We start from the raw sequence: 15,706 nt of genomic DNA on the forward strand, positions 1-15,706 counted from the left end.
ATCTGTCCGTATGGTTAACGTTTCATTACCCGCACAAGATTCATTCGCCTAAGCGCTACAACCTTAAGGCGAATTCGTACGGGTTCACTCAACTCGAAGCTGGACAAAGGCACCTCCGCGGATTCTATTGACTGTGATTCGCGGGGATGCGGCACGTCTCCCGACTCTCACGGTAAAGTATCCGAAGGGGAACGGGCATGACGCGTGCCAACGCGAGCTGCGCACCTGTGCGCGCACGCACGATTCTGGGAGTCGCGAGATCGCTGACTCATCCGCTTTATCAGCGGTTTGAAACCCTCGAACCGACTTTCCGGACAGTTCTGCCCGCGCTTGTTGCGGTCTTCATCATCATCCTCGCGACAGGTGCGACGGTTCAGACCTCGAATATGCGCCAGGACACCCTGATCGATGCCTCGAACGACATGGATCTCGTCTCGGCCCTGATCGCGCGAGAGCTCGACATTGCTACGCGTCTCGAAACGTCGCCCGAGGCTGTTCTTGCGACGCTGACCGCGCGCCACCTCGCCCCCCATGGCCGCGTCGTCCATGTCAGCGGCGCCGACGGCAAGGTCATCGCCAGCGAACCCGTCATCGGCCAGACTGCACGCACCCTTGTCGACTTCCTCGGGCAGAGCCAGCCTCTCACCGTGTTCGGTGACCGTGCCGGCGTCATGCGCATCACCCTGCCCGGCGGCCCGGAAGTCTTCGCCTCGGTGCGCAACCTGGCTGCGCCCCTCGGGCAGGTCGCGGTCCTCCAGCCGGTCTCGCGCGCCCTTGCCGTGTGGCATGCGCGGCGCGGCGCTCTGGTCGTGCTGTTCAGCGCCGCCGGCTTCGTCCTCGCTGCGATCACGGTGGCTTTCCTCCTGCAATCTCGCCGGGCGCGGGCTGCCGACGAGGATTGCGACTGCGTGCGCGATCGCATCGACACCGCGCTGAATCGCGGCCATTGCGGCCTGTGGGACTGGGATCTGGCGCGCGGCCGGATCTACTGGTCGGACTCAATGTACGCCATGCTCGGCTACGGCCGCACCGGCGACTACATGTCCTTCGGCGAGGTCAGCGGCTTCATCCATCCCGACGATGTCGATCTCTATGCGCTGGCCGATGCGATCAGCCGGGGAGAGGCCAGCCATCTCGACCAGGAATTCCGCGTCCGTGACGTCGACGGCAACTGGGTCTGGCTGAAGGCGCGCGCCGAACTTGTCACCGACCGCCGCACCCATGCCAAGCATCTCGTCGGCATCGTCGTCGACATCTCCGAGCAGCGCCGCATGGCCGAGCGCACAGCCACCGCCGACGCCCGCCTGCGCGACGCCGTCGAGGCGATCTCGGAAGCCTTCGTACTCTGGGACCAGGACAACCGCCTGGTGCTGTGCAACGCAAAATACCAGCAGCTTCACCAGCTGCCCAACGACGCCATCCAGATGGGCGCCGACCACGAAGCCGTCATGGCGCTGAGCGCGCAGCCGAACATCGACCGCGAGCCGGTGCGCACCATGCGCGGCGTCGCCGGCGCCTCGTCCTACGAGGCCCGCCTGTCGGATGGCCGCTGGCTCCAGATCAACGGACGCCGCACCAAGGATGGCGGCTCGGTCTCCGTCGGCACCGACATCACCAAGCTGAAGCAGCAGGAAGAGCGCCTGACGCAGTCGGAGCATCAGCTCCTGATGCACGTCACCGACCTCAAAGCCTCGCGCCAGAAGCTGGAAGCCCAGGCCCAGCAGCTCGCCGACCTCGCCGAACGCTATCTCGAGCAGAAGGCCGCCGCCGAGAGCGCCAACCGCGCCAAGTCCGAATTCCTCGCCAATATGAGCCATGAGCTGCGCACGCCGCTCAACGCCATCATCGGCTTCTCGGAGATCATGGAGAACGGGCTGTTCGGCAATCTCGGCTGCGACCGCTATCTCGACTATGTCCGCGACATCCGCTCGAGCGGCGGCTACCTCCTGAGCGTGATCAACGACATCCTCGACATGTCACGCATCGAATCCGGCAAGATGAGGCTCGAGAAGTCGGAGGTCACGATCGGCCTCGTGATCGACGAGGCGGTGGCCCAGCGCCACGAGGAGATCGAGCGCAAGCAGATCGAATTCAGCGTCGAGGGTCCGCGCAGCCTGCAGCTCGAGGCCGACCCGCACGCGCTCTATCAGATCCTCGGCAACCTCCTCGACAACGCCGTCAAGTTCACGCCGGAGCACGGCAAGGTGGCGGTGCGCCTGCGCCAGGTCCACGGTGCGCTCAACATCTACATCGAGGATACCGGCATCGGGATCCCCAAGGAAAAGCTAGAGAGGATCGGCCGGCCGTTCGAGCAGGTCGAGGGCGACCTGATCCGTAGCTACAAGGGCTCGGGGCTGGGCCTGGCCATCGCCCGCTCGCTGGCCGAACTCCATGGCGGCTCGCTGCGCCTGCGCTCGGCGATCGGCTCGGGAACGATCGTCATGGTGCACCTGCCACTCGACGGCGGGGGCGGCCGGGTGACAGCGCGGGCTGCCTGATCGTCACTTGCGCCGGATAGCGGCTGTCAAAATCGTCTCAAAGAGCTTGCGGACACCGGCCCGCGTCTCGTCCATCTCGGCCTTGAGGACCTTCGCATCCGGACGGCCGACCGCCGTCGCGATCCGCCGCAGGACGCGTGGCGGTACGACCCCACCATCGGGCGTCTCCTCCACGGTGAAGCGCCGCCAGAGCTGGACATCGCCGATCAGGCGGTAGGCCTGGGTCAGATAGGCGGCATCGCTGCTCGACAGCAGCCCGACCTCCCCCGCCGCTTCCAGCACAGCGGCCGTGTCGGGCGCGATCAGCTCAGGATGGCGCGCGGCATGGGCGATCAGCAGGAATTGCGCCAGGAAATCGAGGTCGGTGAGCCCTCCGGCGACGAGCTTGAGGTCGCCGGGGTCCGTCTCGCCCTTTTCCTTGGCGATCAGGCGGCGCATTTCGAGCACGGCTGTCGCAACCTTGGCGGGATCGCGCTCGCGCCGCAGGATCTTCGTGATCGCCGCTTCGACCCGGCCCGCCAGTTCGGCGTCCCCGGCGACGATACGCGCCCGGGTCAGCGCCATCTCCTCCCAGATCTCGGCCTCGCCGGCATGATACGCCTCGAAGCCGGAGAACTGCGTCGCGACCGGGCTCTTGCTGCCTGAAGGCCGCAGCCGCATGTCGACCTGATAGAGCGTGCCGCGCCGTGTCGGCACAGTCAGGGCCGCGACGAAGCGCTGGGTGAAACGGACATGCCAGGTCACGGGGTCGAGGCTGCGGCGCCCGTCGCTGCCGTCGGCATCGTCCGGCCGATCATAGAGCATGATCAGGTCAAGGTCCGAGGATGGCGTCAGGTCTCCCGCTCCCAGGCGCCCCAGGCCGAGCACGACGGCCTGTGCGCCCTCGACTGTGCCGTGATCCCCGACGAAGGCCGCGCGGGTGTCGTCGAAGGCAACACGCAGGCAGGCCTCGGCGACGGCGCAATAGGCCCGTCCCGCATCCTGCGCCGGATAGACCCCCGAGAGCAGCCGGGCGCCGACGAGAAAATTCTCCTGCCGGGCCGCATCGCGCAGGCGGTCGAGCCCGTCCTCGACGCTCGGCGGCGGGCTGCCGACGACCGAGCGAATGCGCCGCGTCAGCGCGTCGGTATCGAGCGTTGCCTTGGTGAAGGCGGGGTCGATGATCCCGTCAAGCACATGAGGATGGAGGGCAGCGACCTTGGCCAAGCGCGGCGCGCTGCCGAGGATGTCGGCAAAGATCGTCAGCAGCGAACCATGCGAGCGCAACAGGGTCAGAAGCTCCACGGCGGCCGGCATGCGCACGAAGGCATTGTCGAGATGGGCAAGCGCGCCGTCGGGGTCGATGGTGCGGCCGAGCGCGACCAGCAGCGCCGGCGTCAGCTCCGTCAGCACCTCGCGGGCGCGGGCACTGGTGACGGCGGCACGACGGCCGAAATGCCAGCCGCGCACGGTCTCGGTGGCGGTACGCGGATCGCGGAAGCCGAGCTTGCGCAACGTGTCGAGCGTATCGGGATCGGCCTCGGTCCCGGTGAAGCTCAAGGTTCCCGCTTCGCTGGCCAGCGTCGGAGCGTCCTCGAAGAGCAGCGCATAGTGCCCCTCGACACAGCGGGCATGCGCCGTCAGCGCCTTGCCGAAAGCGGCAGTCGAGGGATAGCCGCAGAAGCGCGCAAAGGCATCGAGGTCGGCGGCCGCCTTGGGCAAGGTCTGCGTCTGCTCATCATGGCGCATCTGCAGGCGATGCTCGATCGTGCGCAGGAAGCGATAGGATTCCGTGAGTTCGTCGCGCGCCTGCGGGGTGATCCAGCCCTCGCTGGTCAGGCCGCCGAGCATGTCGAGCGTGCGGGGTCCGCGCAATGCCGGGCGACGACCGCCGAAGACGAGCTGCTGCGTCTGCACGAAGAACTCGATCTCGCGGATGCCGCCGCGCCCGAGCTTCACATTGTGCCCGGCGACCGCGATGGTCTCGTGTCCCTTCACGGTCTGGATCTGGCGCTTCATCGCGTGGATGTCGGCGATCGCGGCGAAGTCGAAATATTTGCGCCAGATGAAGGGCGCGAGATCCCTGATGAAGCGCTCGCCCACCGCAATGTCGCCGGCGACAGGACGCGCCTTGATCATGGCGGCGCGTTCCCAGTTCTGCCCCACCGTCTCGTAGTAGGAATAGGCCGACGGCAGCGAGACGGCGACATGGGTGGAGGCGGGATCGGGCCGCAGGCGCAGGTCGACACGGAAGACATAGCCGTCTGGCGTGCGCTCCTGGATGATGCGTGCGATCAGCTGGGTCAGCTTGACGAAGAAGCTCGAGGGCTCGGCGACGCCGGCAAGCTCGGCGGCCTCGGGATCGAAGAAGACGACGATGTCGATGTCGGAGGAGTAGTTCAGCTCACCTGCGCCATGCTTGCCGAGGGCGAGCACGACAAGGCCGCACCCCTTTCCGGGCTCGTCGGGATCGCCCAGCCTGATGCGGTTGAGGTCCGCCGCCTGCCGCAGCGCATGGTCCGTGGCGAGCCGTACCGCCGCATCGGCCGTGGCGGTCAGCGCCTGCGTCACCGTCTCGACATCCCAGATGCCTCCGGTATCGGCGAGCGCGATCAACAGCGCCATGGCCTGTCGAAAGCGGCGCAGGGCACGCATCAACTCCGCGGTATCGGCCCCTGTGCGACCGAACGCCGTGATCTCGGAGAGCAACGCGTCGCGACGCGCCTCCGGCTCGTGCTCAAGCGAGGCGAGCAGTCCGGCCGGATCGAGCCGCATGATCTGCGTGAGGAAGGGCGAATGCGCCAGCAACCCCGCAACCAGAGCGGCCGAGCGTGGCTCGGCGGCGAGATGAGCCTGCAGCACCTGCGCGGCGTCCTCGTCGCGCAGGCGTTCGATCAGGTCGCGGGCGATCAGTGGCTCGACTTTGGCCCTGCCCGGCAGAACCGGCGCCGTCGTCAATCGATCGCAAAGCCGCCCTGTCATCGCATGGTCCCGCCGTCTAAACGGATTCCACGGCAGCAGGGTTGGCCGGCGCTGTCGAGGCCGGCGGTGCGGCTGCAGTCGCCATGTCCACAGGCTTTGCCTCGATTGCCGGCAGTGCGATCACCACGCGCAGGCCCGGCATGTTGTCCTCGAGCCGCAGCTGGCCGCCATGCAGCCGCACCACGCCGGCCGCCAGCGCGAGTCCGAGCCCGAAGCCGGGTTTGCTGCGGCTCTGGTCCAGCCTGACGAAACGCTCCAGGACGCGGCCACGATCGGCCTCCGGTATACCCGCGCCATGGTCGGCCACCGACAATTCGATCTCGTTGCCGTGCCGCCGCGCGGCAACCAGGACCGCCGCCTGGCCGCCCTCCCCTGGCTGGCCGTATTTCAAGGCGTTGTCGATGAGATTGGCCAGGGCCTGGCCGATCAGCTCGCGGTTTCCAAGTACCTGAAGGTCCGGCGCGACATCGGTGGTGAGGGCAAGACCCGCCTCCTCCGCGAGAGGCTCGTAGAGCTCGGCAAGTCCGGAAACGATCTCGGAGAGATCGAGCGCATCCATGCTGTCCTGGATGCGGCCAGTCTCGAGCCGGGCGATCATCAGGAGCGCATTGAAGACGCGGATCAGGTTGTCGGCCTCGTCGATCGAGCCGTCGAGCGCGGCCCTGAGCTCCTCGGGAGATTTGGCCGTGCGCAGCGCTTCCTCGGCGCGATTGCGCAGGCGCGTCAGCGGCGTCTTGAGGTCATGGGCGATGTTGTCCGAGACCTGTTGCATGCCCGCCATCAGCTCGCCGATGCGATCGAGCATCGCGTTGAGGTTGAGCGCGAGACGGTCGAGCTCGTCGCCGGTGCCCGAGATCGCAAGGCGGCCCTTGAGGTCGCCGGCCATGATGGACTGGGCGGTGTCGGTCATGTCGTCGATGCGCTTGAGAACGCGCCGCGCCACGAACCAGCTCGCGCAGCAGCCGAGCACGAAGACCAGCGCCAGAGACCAGCCGGCGGCACGCCGGATCACGGTGCCGAGCCGCTCGCGCTCCTCGAGATCGCGACCGACGAGCAGGCGGAAACCGGCCGGCAGGGTGTACACCCGGACCAGCGCGAAATTGGGTTTTTCAACGCCCTCACTCGTCCGCGAGTACTCGATCTCGCTCTCGCCGGGCTTGTCGAGCGCGCCGGCTGGCAGCGCCTCGACATTGCCAGCGAGCCGCTCCCCGATGGGCGTCGTCACCAGATAGAGGGAGGCACCGGGCGCTCGGGAGCGCCGCTCGATGATGGTCACCAGCCGCCTGATGCCGCCGATGCGCTGCTGCTCGGCGAGGCCCTGGATCTCGGCGTCGATGGTCGAGCGGATCTGGTCGTCGAGCAGGCGCCGCGCATTCCACGCGACATAGCCGAGGACGAAACCGGCGAAGAGCGTGAAGATGACGAGGTAAACAGCTGTCAGCTTGAAGGCAGTCGTGCGGAAGAGGTTCGGCAGCAAATGACGCGCCGGCGACCTCGAGAGCGGGGCGTCAGCGCGCGTCACGGACCATGTATCCCGCGCCGCGGATGGTGTGGATCATCTGGTGCTCGAAGCCCTTGTCGATCTTGGCGCGCAGGCGGCTGACATGCACGTCGATGACATTGGTCTGGGGGTCGAAATGATAATCCCAGACATTCTCCAGCAGCATGGTGCGGGTGACGACCTGGCCGGCATGCTTCATCAGGTATTCGAGCAGCCGGAACTCGCGTGGCTGGAGCGGAATCTCGTCCGTGCCGCGTGTGACGCGATGGGCCAGCCGATCGAGCACGAGATCGCCGACGCGATAGGTGGTCGGCTCGGAGGTCGGCGCCGCCCGGCGGCGCGATAGCACCTCGACCCGGGCGAGCAGCTCGGAGAACGCATAGGGTTTCGGCAAGTAGTCGTCGCCGCCGGCGCGCAGGCCCTTCACACGGTCGTCGACCTGCGCCAGCGCCGAGAGAATTAGGGCCGGCGTCGTGTCGTTCTGCTCGCGCAGCGAACGGATCAGCGAGAGCCCGTCGAGGCGCGGCAGCATGCGATCGACGACGAGCACGTCGTAGCCGCCGCCTTCGGCCATGGAATAGCCTTCGAGGCCATCGGCCGCGTGGTCGGCGACATGGCCCGCCTCGCGAAAGGCTTTTGTGAGGTAGGCCGCAGCCTCGGCATCATCTTCGACGATCAGGAGTCGCATGTCGGAACTCTAGCCTACGAAATGAAAAAACGGCAGGCCGGATAAGCACATCCGGCCTGCCGCTGTGAAGGCTTGCGTCCCGGTGGGGGCGACGTTACCGGGAGGCAAGCCGACCCGGTTACGCGGGCTGGCGACCGACCTCGAAGCTGAGCTGACGCTCCTTGCCATCGCGGAACACCGTGATGCTGGTCTTGGAGCCAGGCGCAAACTTGGCAATCTTTCGCGACAGGTCACGGGCGTCCTTCACCTGCTCGCCATCGACGGCCAGGATCGTGTCGCCGCGCTTGATGCCGGCCTTGGCCGCGGGGCTGTCCTTCTCGGCTGCCGCAACCAGAGCGCCATGCGTCTCCTTCAAACCGATCGCCGCGGCGATCTCGGCCGTGACCGGCTGGATCTGCACGCCGATGAAGCCGCGCGAGACCTTGCCGTCCGACTTGAGCTGGCTGATGACCTGCTCGACGGTCGCGGCCGGAACGGCGAAAGCGATGCCGACATTGCCGCCCGAGGGCGAGAAGATCGCGGTGTTGACGCCGATGACTTCGCCCTTCTGGTTGAAGGTCGGGCCGCCGGAATTGCCGCGGTTCACCGCCGCATCGATCTGCAGGAAGTCGTCATAAGGGCCCGAGCCGATATCACGGCCCTGCGCCGAGACGATACCGGCCGTGACCGTGCCGCCGAGGCCGAAGGGATTGCCGACCGCCAACACCCAGTCACCGATACGTGGCTTGCCGGAGGCGAGCTGGACGAAGGGGAAGCTGCCGCTCTCGGTGACCTTGAGCAAAGCGAGGTCGGTGCGCGGATCGGTGCCGATGACCTTCGCGTCCAGCGTCTTGCCGTCATCCGTCACGAGCTGGACCGAAGCCGCGTTCTCGACGACATGGTTATTGGTCACGACATAGCCGTCCTGGCTGATGAAAAAGCCCGAACCCTGAGCCATGGCCTGCTGTGCCTTCGGCCGGTCAGGACGCTGACCACGCTGCGGGCCAGTCTGGTCTTCGAAGAAGCGGCGCAGGCCGGGGGGAAGGTCGTCGAGGCTGCCCTGGTCATCGCTGGTCGCGACATCGCCGGCGACCTTCTGCTTGACCCGGACCGAGACGACAGCCGGCTTCACCTTGTCGACCATGTCGGCGAAGGAGGGCAGCTGCGACTGGACGCCGGAGAGCTGGATAGGCTGGGCGAAGGCAGGATGATCGAACTTGAGCGCGCCATCGGCCAGGCCAGCCGCGAGGCCGATGCCCAGGGTTGCGGCGCCGGCGATCATGATGCCGCGCTTCAGGATGGACTTGTTGGGAGTCGAATTGGTCGTCATTAGCGGAACCCTCATATCGCCGGCAGGGCGTTCCCTGCCTGTGATGAGGACCATGGCTGATGGCTCGTTACGTCGGTTTCGCCCGCAGATGACGTTTTCGTAAGGTTGCGGATTTCCGCGCTGGCGTTCAGCCGCGCTCGTCCTGCAGCAGCGCATCGAGACGCTTGCGCTCGTCGGGCGACAGGGCCGCAGCGTGGCCTACAGGCCTGGCCATCCGCTTCCCGCGCCGCCAGACGAAGCCGAGCCCGGCGAGCAGGATCAGGAAGGGTGCGGACCAGAGCGCCAGCGTGCGCAGGTTGATCGGCGGGCGCAGCAGCACGAAATCGCCATAGCGGGCGACGACGAATTCGCGCACCGCGACATCGCTGTCGCCTGCCACAAGGCGCTCTCGCACCAGCACGCGCAGATCCTTAGCCAGTGGCGCGTCGGAATCATCGATCGACTGGTTCTGGCAGACGAGACAACGCAGCCCGCCGGAAATCTCGCGTGCGCGCTGCTCCAGGGCGGCGTTCGGCAGGATCTCGTCGGGCTGGACGGCCAGCGTCGGCGTGGAGAGGACGAGCGCAAGGGCCAGACCTAGGGTCGCGGAGTGAACCATCGCGGTCATTCCGCCGGCTGCATGGCTGGACGAACTGTCGCGGCCCGCTTGGGGGCGGCGAGGCGGAAGCGCCGGTCGGTCAGCGAAAGCGCGCCGCCAAGCGCCATCACCACCGCGCCGATCCAGATTAGCAAGATCAGCGGCTTGTCGTAGAGCCGCACGGCAATGCCGCCATCGGCCTGTGGCTCTCCAAGGCTGACATAGGCCTGGCTCAGGCCGTCGGTCCGGATGCCGGCCTCGGTCGTCGGCATGGCGCGCGCGATATAGATGCGCTTGCCGGCCTCGACCGGCTCAAGCTCACGTTCGCCGGAGAAGACCTGGAAGCGCGCGATCTCGGCCCGCCAGTTCGGCCCGGTGCGCGGCGAGATCGATTGCAGGACGACGCGATAGCGCCCGCTCGTCAGGCTTTCGCCCGGCTTCAGCACGCCGATGCCCTCGCTGCTCCAGGCCGCGGCGGCGATGCCAATGACGCTGAGGCCGACACCGGCGTGGGCCAAGGCCGTGCCCCAGGCCGAGCGCGGCAGCCCCTTCGCGCGGGACCAGATTGCCGAGGCATTGCTGGCGCGTGCGACGATGCGCTCGCCGATATCGAAGGCAGCGCCCGCCACTAGGAACACGCCAAGTCCGATCCCGATCGGCGCCAGCACCGGCCCTCCACGCGTCATAGCGAACAGGGCGACGGCCGAGAGAATGCCGAGGCCGAAGGCAAGCGCCATGCGCTGGGCGGCGCCCAGCAGATCGCCGCGCTTCCAGGCCAGCGACTGGCCGACGGGCAAAAGCAGCAGAAGCGGCACCAGCACGGGCACGAAGGTTGCGTTGAAGAAGGGCGGGCCGACCGAGATCTTGTCGCCCGTCGCCATCTCGAGCACCAGGGGATAGAGCGTGCCGATGAATACCGTCGCGCAGGCCGTCGCAATGAAGACATTGTTGACGACGAGAGCGCCCTCGCGTGAGACGGGCGCGAACAGTCCCCCCTGTCGCAGCAATGGCGCACGCCACGCGAAGAGCGCCAGCGAGCCGCCGACGAAGGCGATCAGGATGCCCAGGATGAACATGCCCCGCGCCGGATCGCTGGCGAAGGAATGCACCGAGGTCAGCACCCCGGAGCGCACGATGAAGGTGCCCAGCAGCGAGAGCGAGAAGGTCAGGATCGCGAGCAGGATCGTCCAGACTTTCAGGGCGTCGCGCTTCTCCATGACCACAGTCGAATGGATCAGCGCCGTGCCCGCCAGCCATGGCATCAGCGAGGCGTTCTCGACCGGGTCCCAGAACCACCAGCCGCCCCAGCCGAGCTCGTAATAGGCCCAGTAGGAGCCCATGGCGATGCCGAGCGTCAGGAAGACCCAGGCGAGCAGCGTCCAGGGGCGCACGGCGCGGGCCCAGACCGCATCGATACGACCGTCGATCAGCGCTGCCACCGCAAAGGCATACGTGATCGAGAAGCCGACATAGCCGACATAAAGCAGCGGCGGATGGATCGCGAGGCCAAGGTCCTGCAGGATCGGATTCAGATCCTGCCCTTCGGCAGGCGCAGGCACCAGCCGGCGAAACGGGTTCGAGGTCAGCAGGGTGAAGGCGAGGAACGCTACGGTGACCATGCCCTGCGTCGCCAGCGTGCCGGCCTTGAGCCGTGCCGGCAGCGACCGCCGCGTCATCGCCACGAGCGCGCCAAACAGCGTCAGGATCAGCACCCAGAGCAGCATCGAGCCCTCGTGATTGCCCCAGACTGAGGTCAATCGATAGATCAGGGGCTGGGCTGAATGGGAGTTGGCGACGACGTTCTCGAGGGAGAAATCCGAGCGGACATAGGAGGCGGTGAGCGCAGCGAACGACAGCGCCACCAGCAGGAAGCAGGCGATAGCGGCACTTGACCCGACCGAGGCCAGCGCCCTGTCCTGCCGCGCGACGCCCCAGAGCGGGACGAGCGCCTGCACAACGGCGACACCGAGCGCCAACGCCAGCGCGAAATGGCCAATCTCGACGATCACGCGCGCCTCACTTCGTAGCCGTCGGCGTGGCTGGGCGCGCCGTATCGCCCTGCCAATGCCCCTGCTTCTTCAAGGTGTCGGCGACTTCGCGCGGCATGTAGGTCTCGTCGTGCTTGGCCAGCACGGAGTCGGCCCGGAACCGGTCGCCACCCTCGAAAACGCCCTCGGTGACGACGCCCTGCCCTTCGCGGAACAGGTCCGGCAACAGGCCCTCATAGGTTACGTTCATCGTTGCCTTGCTGTCCGTCACGGCAAAGACGACCCGCTGGCCCGCCCCCTTCTTGACCGAGCCCTGCTCGACGAGCCCGCCCATGCGCATGCGCGTCCCCGGCATGATCCCCTTTTCGGCGATCTCGGTCGGGCCATAGAAGAAGACGATGCTGTCGCGCATCGCCACGAGGACGAGACCGGCAGCCAGACAGAGCACGAGGCCGGCTGCGCCGATCAGCGCCAATCGCCGCTGCTTCCGGGTCATCTTGCGCTTCGTCGCAACCGGGCGTGCGGGGGCTGCGATGCTCATGGGGCGGTTTCCTTCAGCCCGAGTTCGCCGGCCAATGCATCGAGTTGCGCCAACGCAGCGTTGTCCTGCGCCAGACGCTGGCGCGCGAGCGCAACAGCCTCGCGCGCTTCCGGCTTGTTTCCGAGCACGGATTGCGAGCGGATTAGGCGCTCCCATTCGTCGAGGCTGCCGCCACTCTCTTTCAGACGCTGGCTGAGCCCTTCGACCATCCCACGGATCGCCGCCATCTGGTCGCCCGCCGGAAGGGCCGCGATAGCGCGGCCGGACTGATCGCCCTCGAGCCGCGCAAGGCGCTGGCTCACCGCCTGCTCCCAGCTGGCGCCGCGCGGGGCATCTTTGAGCAGAGCGCGCAACGCCACGACGGCGCCGACGGCATCGCCATCCTGCTCCATCCCGATCGCCAGGAAGAAGCGGGCGCGGGCGTTCTGCGCGTCGCGCTTCACCGCCTCGGCCAGGCTTTCGCGCGCGGCGCCCGTGACCACCCCGCCAGCAGCCAGGATCTGGGCCTCGCCCAGCCCGGCCTGCATCTCGGCATTGTCCTCGCCATTGCGGATCGCGGCGGCGAAAGCGCGGACGGCATCGTCATAGCGCTGCTGCCGCAGATAGACCGGCGCCAGCACTGACCAGCCGCGGCCATCGCCGGGATTGGCGGCGAGATGCGTCTCGATCCGCGCGAGCGAAACGGCAAAATCCTGCTGGGACGGATCAGCCTGCAGCCGCGCCGACAAGGGCTGATCGGGATTGGAGGGCGAGCCATAGGCGCCATAGACGAGGAGTGCGACCAGCGGCACGCAGGAAAGCGCAAGCGCCGAGCTCGCCCTGCGGCGCCGCAACGACGCCTCGGTTTCACCAGTGGGTCCAGTGGCTTCGTCGGTCGAGCGCAGCAGGCGTCGGCCGGCTTCCGCCCGCGCAGCTTCGGCTTCCTGCGGGCCGATCAGCGCGCGAGAGAGATCGCGATCGATTTCGCCGAGCTGCGCGCGATATAGGCTCTTGGCATCGGCGGCATCGGCGAATGCGCCGGCATTGCCGCGCCCGAGCGGCCAGAGCAGCGCGAAAACCGCCGCCCCGGTCATAGCCGCGAAGATGATCCAGATCAGCATGAGGCGTTCATAGACAATCGCGAGCACCACATCATGTCCCAAGATGGCGACAAAGGGTCACGCGGGCAATGTGGTGGATGGTGTCAGACAGAGGGAAGCGAAAGGCGCGCACGCAGGCCACCGAGCGGCGAGGTCTCCAGCGAAAGCTCGCCGCCATAGAGTTTTGCGAGATCGACGACGATCGAGAGTCCTAGCCCCGAGCCTGGTGTCGTCTCGTCGAGCCGGCGGCCGCGCTTCAGCACCTCGACCTTGGCTTCGTCGGGAAGGCCCGGCCCGTCATCGTCTATCAGCAGCGCGAAGCGCTCCTCGGCGGCATCGCCTTGCGCAGCGACGCTGACGTTCACGGTCGAGGCGGCCCATTTGAAGGCGTTGTCGAGCAGATTGCCCAGCATCTCCTCGAAATCCTGGCGCTCTCCCCTGAAGCGCAGTCCGGGGGGCACGGTATGGCTGCCGACAATGGCGCGATCGCCGGAGATCTTGGTGAAGGTACGGATCAGTGCGTCGAGCGAAGGAGCGATCTCGGTGACGCCACCGAGTGCGCCCGAAAGTGCAGCGGCCCGCGCACGATCGAGATAGTACTGAACTTGGTCTCGCATGACCGCAGCCTGCGACTGGACGATCTCGGGCAGGTGTCCTTGCGCCGTCGCGGCTTCGTTCATCATCACGCTGAGCGGCGTCTTGAGCGCATGGGCGAGATTGCCGACCTGGGTGCGGGCGCGCTCGAGGATCTCGCGGTTGGCATCGATGAGCTGGTTGAGTTCGCCGGCGAGCGGTGCGAGGTCGGGCGGATACCGTCCCGTGATGCGAGGCGCCTCGCCGGTCCGCACCGCACCGACGGCCGTGCCGAGCCTGACCAGCGGTCGCAGACCGAAGCGCACCTGGATCAGCGTCGAGGCCACGAGCGCCAGCCCGAGCAGGACGAAGGTCAGCGTGAGCGCAAAGCGGAAGTCGCGGATATCGCCGTCGATCTCGTCGGAAGGCGCAGCGACAGCGACGGTGAAACGGCCATCCTCGCCGACATCGATCTCCCGCTCGAGCACGCGCAGCGAGCGGTCATCTGGTCCCGACACATAGCTTTCGCGCAGGCCACGCGCGTTGGGCTGGAGCTTCTGGTCGAGCAGTTTCGGCAGTTGCCCGCCGACTAGCGAGCGTGAGGTGCGCACCGTCGGCCGGTCGCCGTCGAGGCGGATGATCTGCCAGTACCAGCCCGACAAGGGCAGGTCGAAGCGCGGCTCGCCGAGATCGCCGATCGCCTGGCGTTCAGCCTCGGGCGGCGCGGCGAGATCGGCGACGAGCTCCTTGATGTAGACGCTGAGGCGCTCGTCGAAGCCGCGCTCCGCCGAGCGGCGATAGAATGTCGTCAGTCCGAAGCCTGCCAGAAGCAAGACGATGGCGCAGCACAGCGTCGCCGAGAGGAAAAGTCGCGCGCCGAGCGAATAGCGATGCGACTTCAACGGCATTGCGCGGGATCAGACTTTTTCGGGAGCGGCGGCGATGTAGCCCAGGCCACGGACGGTCTCTATGACCTCGACGCCGAGCTTCTTGCGCAGGCGGCCGACGAACACCTCGATCGTATTGGAATCGCGGTCGAAATCCTGGTCGTACAGGTGTTCGACCAGTTCTGTGCGCGAGACGACGCGGCCCTGATGGTGCATCAGATAAGCCAGGAGCCGATACTCATGCGAGGTCAGCTTGACAGGATTGCCGTCGACGACGACGCGGCTGGCGCGGGTATCGAGGCGCACCGGTCCGCAGACCAGCTCGGAGGTGGCATGGCCCGCCGCCCGGCGCAGCAGAGCGCGTACGCGCGCCAGCAATTCCTCGACGTGGAAGGGCTTGGTGACATAGTCGTCGGCGCCGGCATCGAAGCCCGAGACCTTGTCGCTCCAGCGGTCGCGTGCGGTCAGGATCAGCACGGGCATGGCCTTGCCGGCCTTGCGCCAGCCTTGAAGCACGGCAACGCCATCGAGCTTGGGCAGGCCGAGATCGAGGATGACGGCGTCGTAGGGCTCGGTTTCGCCGAGATACAGCCCCTCCTCGCCGTCGAAAGCCTTGTCGACGGCATAGCCGGCATTCTCAAGCGCGGAAACGATCTGGCGGTTGAGGTCCTTGTCGTCCTCGACGACGAGCAGTCTCACGTAGGCTCACTCCTTGAAGGGCATGCCAGCAATGCGCAGGCGGCCGAATGTGGAAACGATTCAGCGGATCGTCGCGACCTTGCCCGATTGGCCTTCGAGCGTCACCCGGGCGACGCGGCCATCACGCTTCAGCGTGGTGACGACATAGACATAGTCATCGCCCTGGCGACAGAGGCGGATGCGCACGACCTCCCCGGGCGCCGCGGTGCGAGCACGGCGAGAGGCCTGCACCGGCTCGATCACGCGCCCCTCGCTGACCGCGTCGCGCATCTCCTCGGCCGACAGGCAAGAGATCGGCGTCGGATTGTCGACGCGGACCACCGGGAGTGGCGACGCCATCAAAACAAGCGCTAGGAGGGGTTCGACGGGCATCATCGACATCAGTTAACCCCAGGTGACTGAACG

Annotated in this window: 12 protein-coding genes; 1 reads left to right on the plus strand and 11 read right to left on the minus strand. The window is 66.9% G+C overall.

From position 1 onward, the window contains the following. Positions 1-386: 386 nt before the first annotated feature. A complete protein-coding gene (locus AC1D2L_RS03965) occupies positions 387-2,498 on the plus strand; it encodes a PAS domain-containing sensor histidine kinase (RefSeq protein ID WP_476844504.1) in 2,112 nt (703 codons plus the stop codon). A gap of 3 nt (positions 2,499-2,501) precedes the next feature. On the opposite strand, the gene AC1D2L_RS03970 is transcribed toward AC1D2L_RS03965, so the two are convergent. The 11 genes from AC1D2L_RS03970 to AC1D2L_RS04020 all read right to left on the minus strand — a co-directional run bounded on the left by AC1D2L_RS03970 (position 2,502) and on the right by AC1D2L_RS04020 (position 15,640). Continuing rightward, positions 2,502-5,459 carry a bifunctional [glutamine synthetase] adenylyltransferase/[glutamine synthetase]-adenylyl-L-tyrosine phosphorylase gene (locus tag AC1D2L_RS03970; RefSeq protein ID WP_476844505.1) on the minus strand — a complete coding sequence of 986 codons (2,958 nt, stop codon included), beginning with the start codon at positions 5,457-5,459 and terminating at the stop codon, positions 2,502-2,504. A 16-nt stretch (positions 5,460-5,475) separates the two neighbouring features. Next, positions 5,476-6,981, minus strand: coding sequence for a HAMP domain-containing sensor histidine kinase (locus AC1D2L_RS03975; RefSeq protein WP_476844506.1), 1,506 nt, complete (start codon positions 6,979-6,981; stop codon positions 5,476-5,478). After that, positions 6,968-7,648, minus strand: coding sequence for a winged helix-turn-helix domain-containing protein (locus AC1D2L_RS03980; protein ID WP_476844507.1), 681 nt, complete (start codon positions 7,646-7,648; stop codon positions 6,968-6,970). The genes AC1D2L_RS03975 and AC1D2L_RS03980 overlap by 14 nt, the downstream gene beginning before the upstream one ends. Before the next feature lie 118 nt (positions 7,649-7,766). Then, the gene (locus AC1D2L_RS03985; RefSeq protein WP_476844508.1) at positions 7,767-8,957 is read right to left on the minus strand and encodes a trypsin-like peptidase domain-containing protein; all 1,191 of its coding nucleotides are present in this window, start codon (positions 8,955-8,957) and stop codon (positions 7,767-7,769) included. A gap of 127 nt (positions 8,958-9,084) precedes the next feature. Next, positions 9,085-9,564, minus strand: a complete 480-nt coding sequence (locus tag AC1D2L_RS03990; RefSeq protein WP_476844509.1) for a cytochrome c-type biogenesis protein — start codon at positions 9,562-9,564, stop codon at positions 9,085-9,087. After that, entirely contained in the window at positions 9,561-11,543 is a 1,983-nt protein-coding gene (locus AC1D2L_RS03995; RefSeq protein ID WP_476844510.1) for a heme lyase CcmF/NrfE family subunit, read from the minus strand. The genes AC1D2L_RS03990 and AC1D2L_RS03995 overlap by 4 nt, the downstream gene beginning before the upstream one ends. A 7-nt stretch (positions 11,544-11,550) precedes the next feature. Further along, positions 11,551-12,018 carry a cytochrome c maturation protein CcmE gene (gene ccmE, locus AC1D2L_RS04000; RefSeq protein ID WP_476844669.1) on the minus strand — a complete coding sequence of 156 codons (468 nt, stop codon included), beginning with the start codon at positions 12,016-12,018 and terminating at the stop codon, positions 11,551-11,553. A gap of 41 nt (positions 12,019-12,059) precedes the next feature. Beyond that, a complete protein-coding gene (gene ccmI / locus AC1D2L_RS04005; RefSeq protein ID WP_476844511.1) occupies positions 12,060-13,190 on the minus strand; it encodes a c-type cytochrome biogenesis protein CcmI in 1,131 nt (376 codons plus the stop codon). A 56-nt stretch (positions 13,191-13,246) separates the two neighbouring features. Beyond that, complete coding sequence (locus AC1D2L_RS04010; protein ID WP_476844512.1) at positions 13,247-14,623, minus strand: sensor histidine kinase; 1,377 nt, start codon at positions 14,621-14,623, stop codon at positions 13,247-13,249. Positions 14,624-14,632: 9 nt separating this feature from the next. After that, positions 14,633-15,301 carry a response regulator transcription factor gene (locus AC1D2L_RS04015; protein WP_476844513.1) on the minus strand — a complete coding sequence of 223 codons (669 nt, stop codon included), beginning with the start codon at positions 15,299-15,301 and terminating at the stop codon, positions 14,633-14,635. Positions 15,302-15,361: 60 nt separating this feature from the next. Continuing rightward, complete coding sequence (locus tag AC1D2L_RS04020; RefSeq protein ID WP_476844514.1) at positions 15,362-15,640, minus strand: PepSY domain-containing protein; 279 nt, start codon at positions 15,638-15,640, stop codon at positions 15,362-15,364. Between the last annotated feature and the right edge of the window lie 66 nt (positions 15,641-15,706).

It is taken from the genome of Allobosea sp. P1_B10, assembly GCF_056406735.1.

Excerpts from the sequence above, each read along its gene's own strand:
- AC1D2L_RS04010 (WP_476844512.1), bottom strand. The coding sequence starts at position 14,623 with ATGCCGTTGAAGTCGCATCGCTATTCGCTCGGCGCGCGACTTTTCCTC.
- AC1D2L_RS04020 (WP_476844514.1), bottom strand. The coding sequence starts at position 15,640 with ATGGCGTCGCCACTCCCGGTGGTCCGCGTCGACAATCCGACGCCGATC.
- AC1D2L_RS03990 (WP_476844509.1), bottom strand. The coding sequence starts at position 9,564 with ATGACCGCGATGGTTCACTCCGCGACCCTAGGTCTGGCCCTTGCGCTC.
- AC1D2L_RS03965 (WP_476844504.1), top strand. The coding sequence starts at position 387 with ATGCGCCAGGACACCCTGATCGATGCCTCGAACGACATGGATCTCGTC.
- AC1D2L_RS03985 (WP_476844508.1), bottom strand. The coding sequence starts at position 8,957 with ATGACGACCAATTCGACTCCCAACAAGTCCATCCTGAAGCGCGGCATC.
- AC1D2L_RS03970 (WP_476844505.1), bottom strand. The coding sequence starts at position 5,459 with ATGACAGGGCGGCTTTGCGATCGATTGACGACGGCGCCGGTTCTGCCG.
- ccmE (WP_476844669.1), bottom strand. The coding sequence starts at position 12,018 with ATGACCCGGAAGCAGCGGCGATTGGCGCTGATCGGCGCAGCCGGCCTC.
- AC1D2L_RS03980 (WP_476844507.1), bottom strand. The coding sequence starts at position 7,648 with ATGCGACTCCTGATCGTCGAAGATGATGCCGAGGCTGCGGCCTACCTC.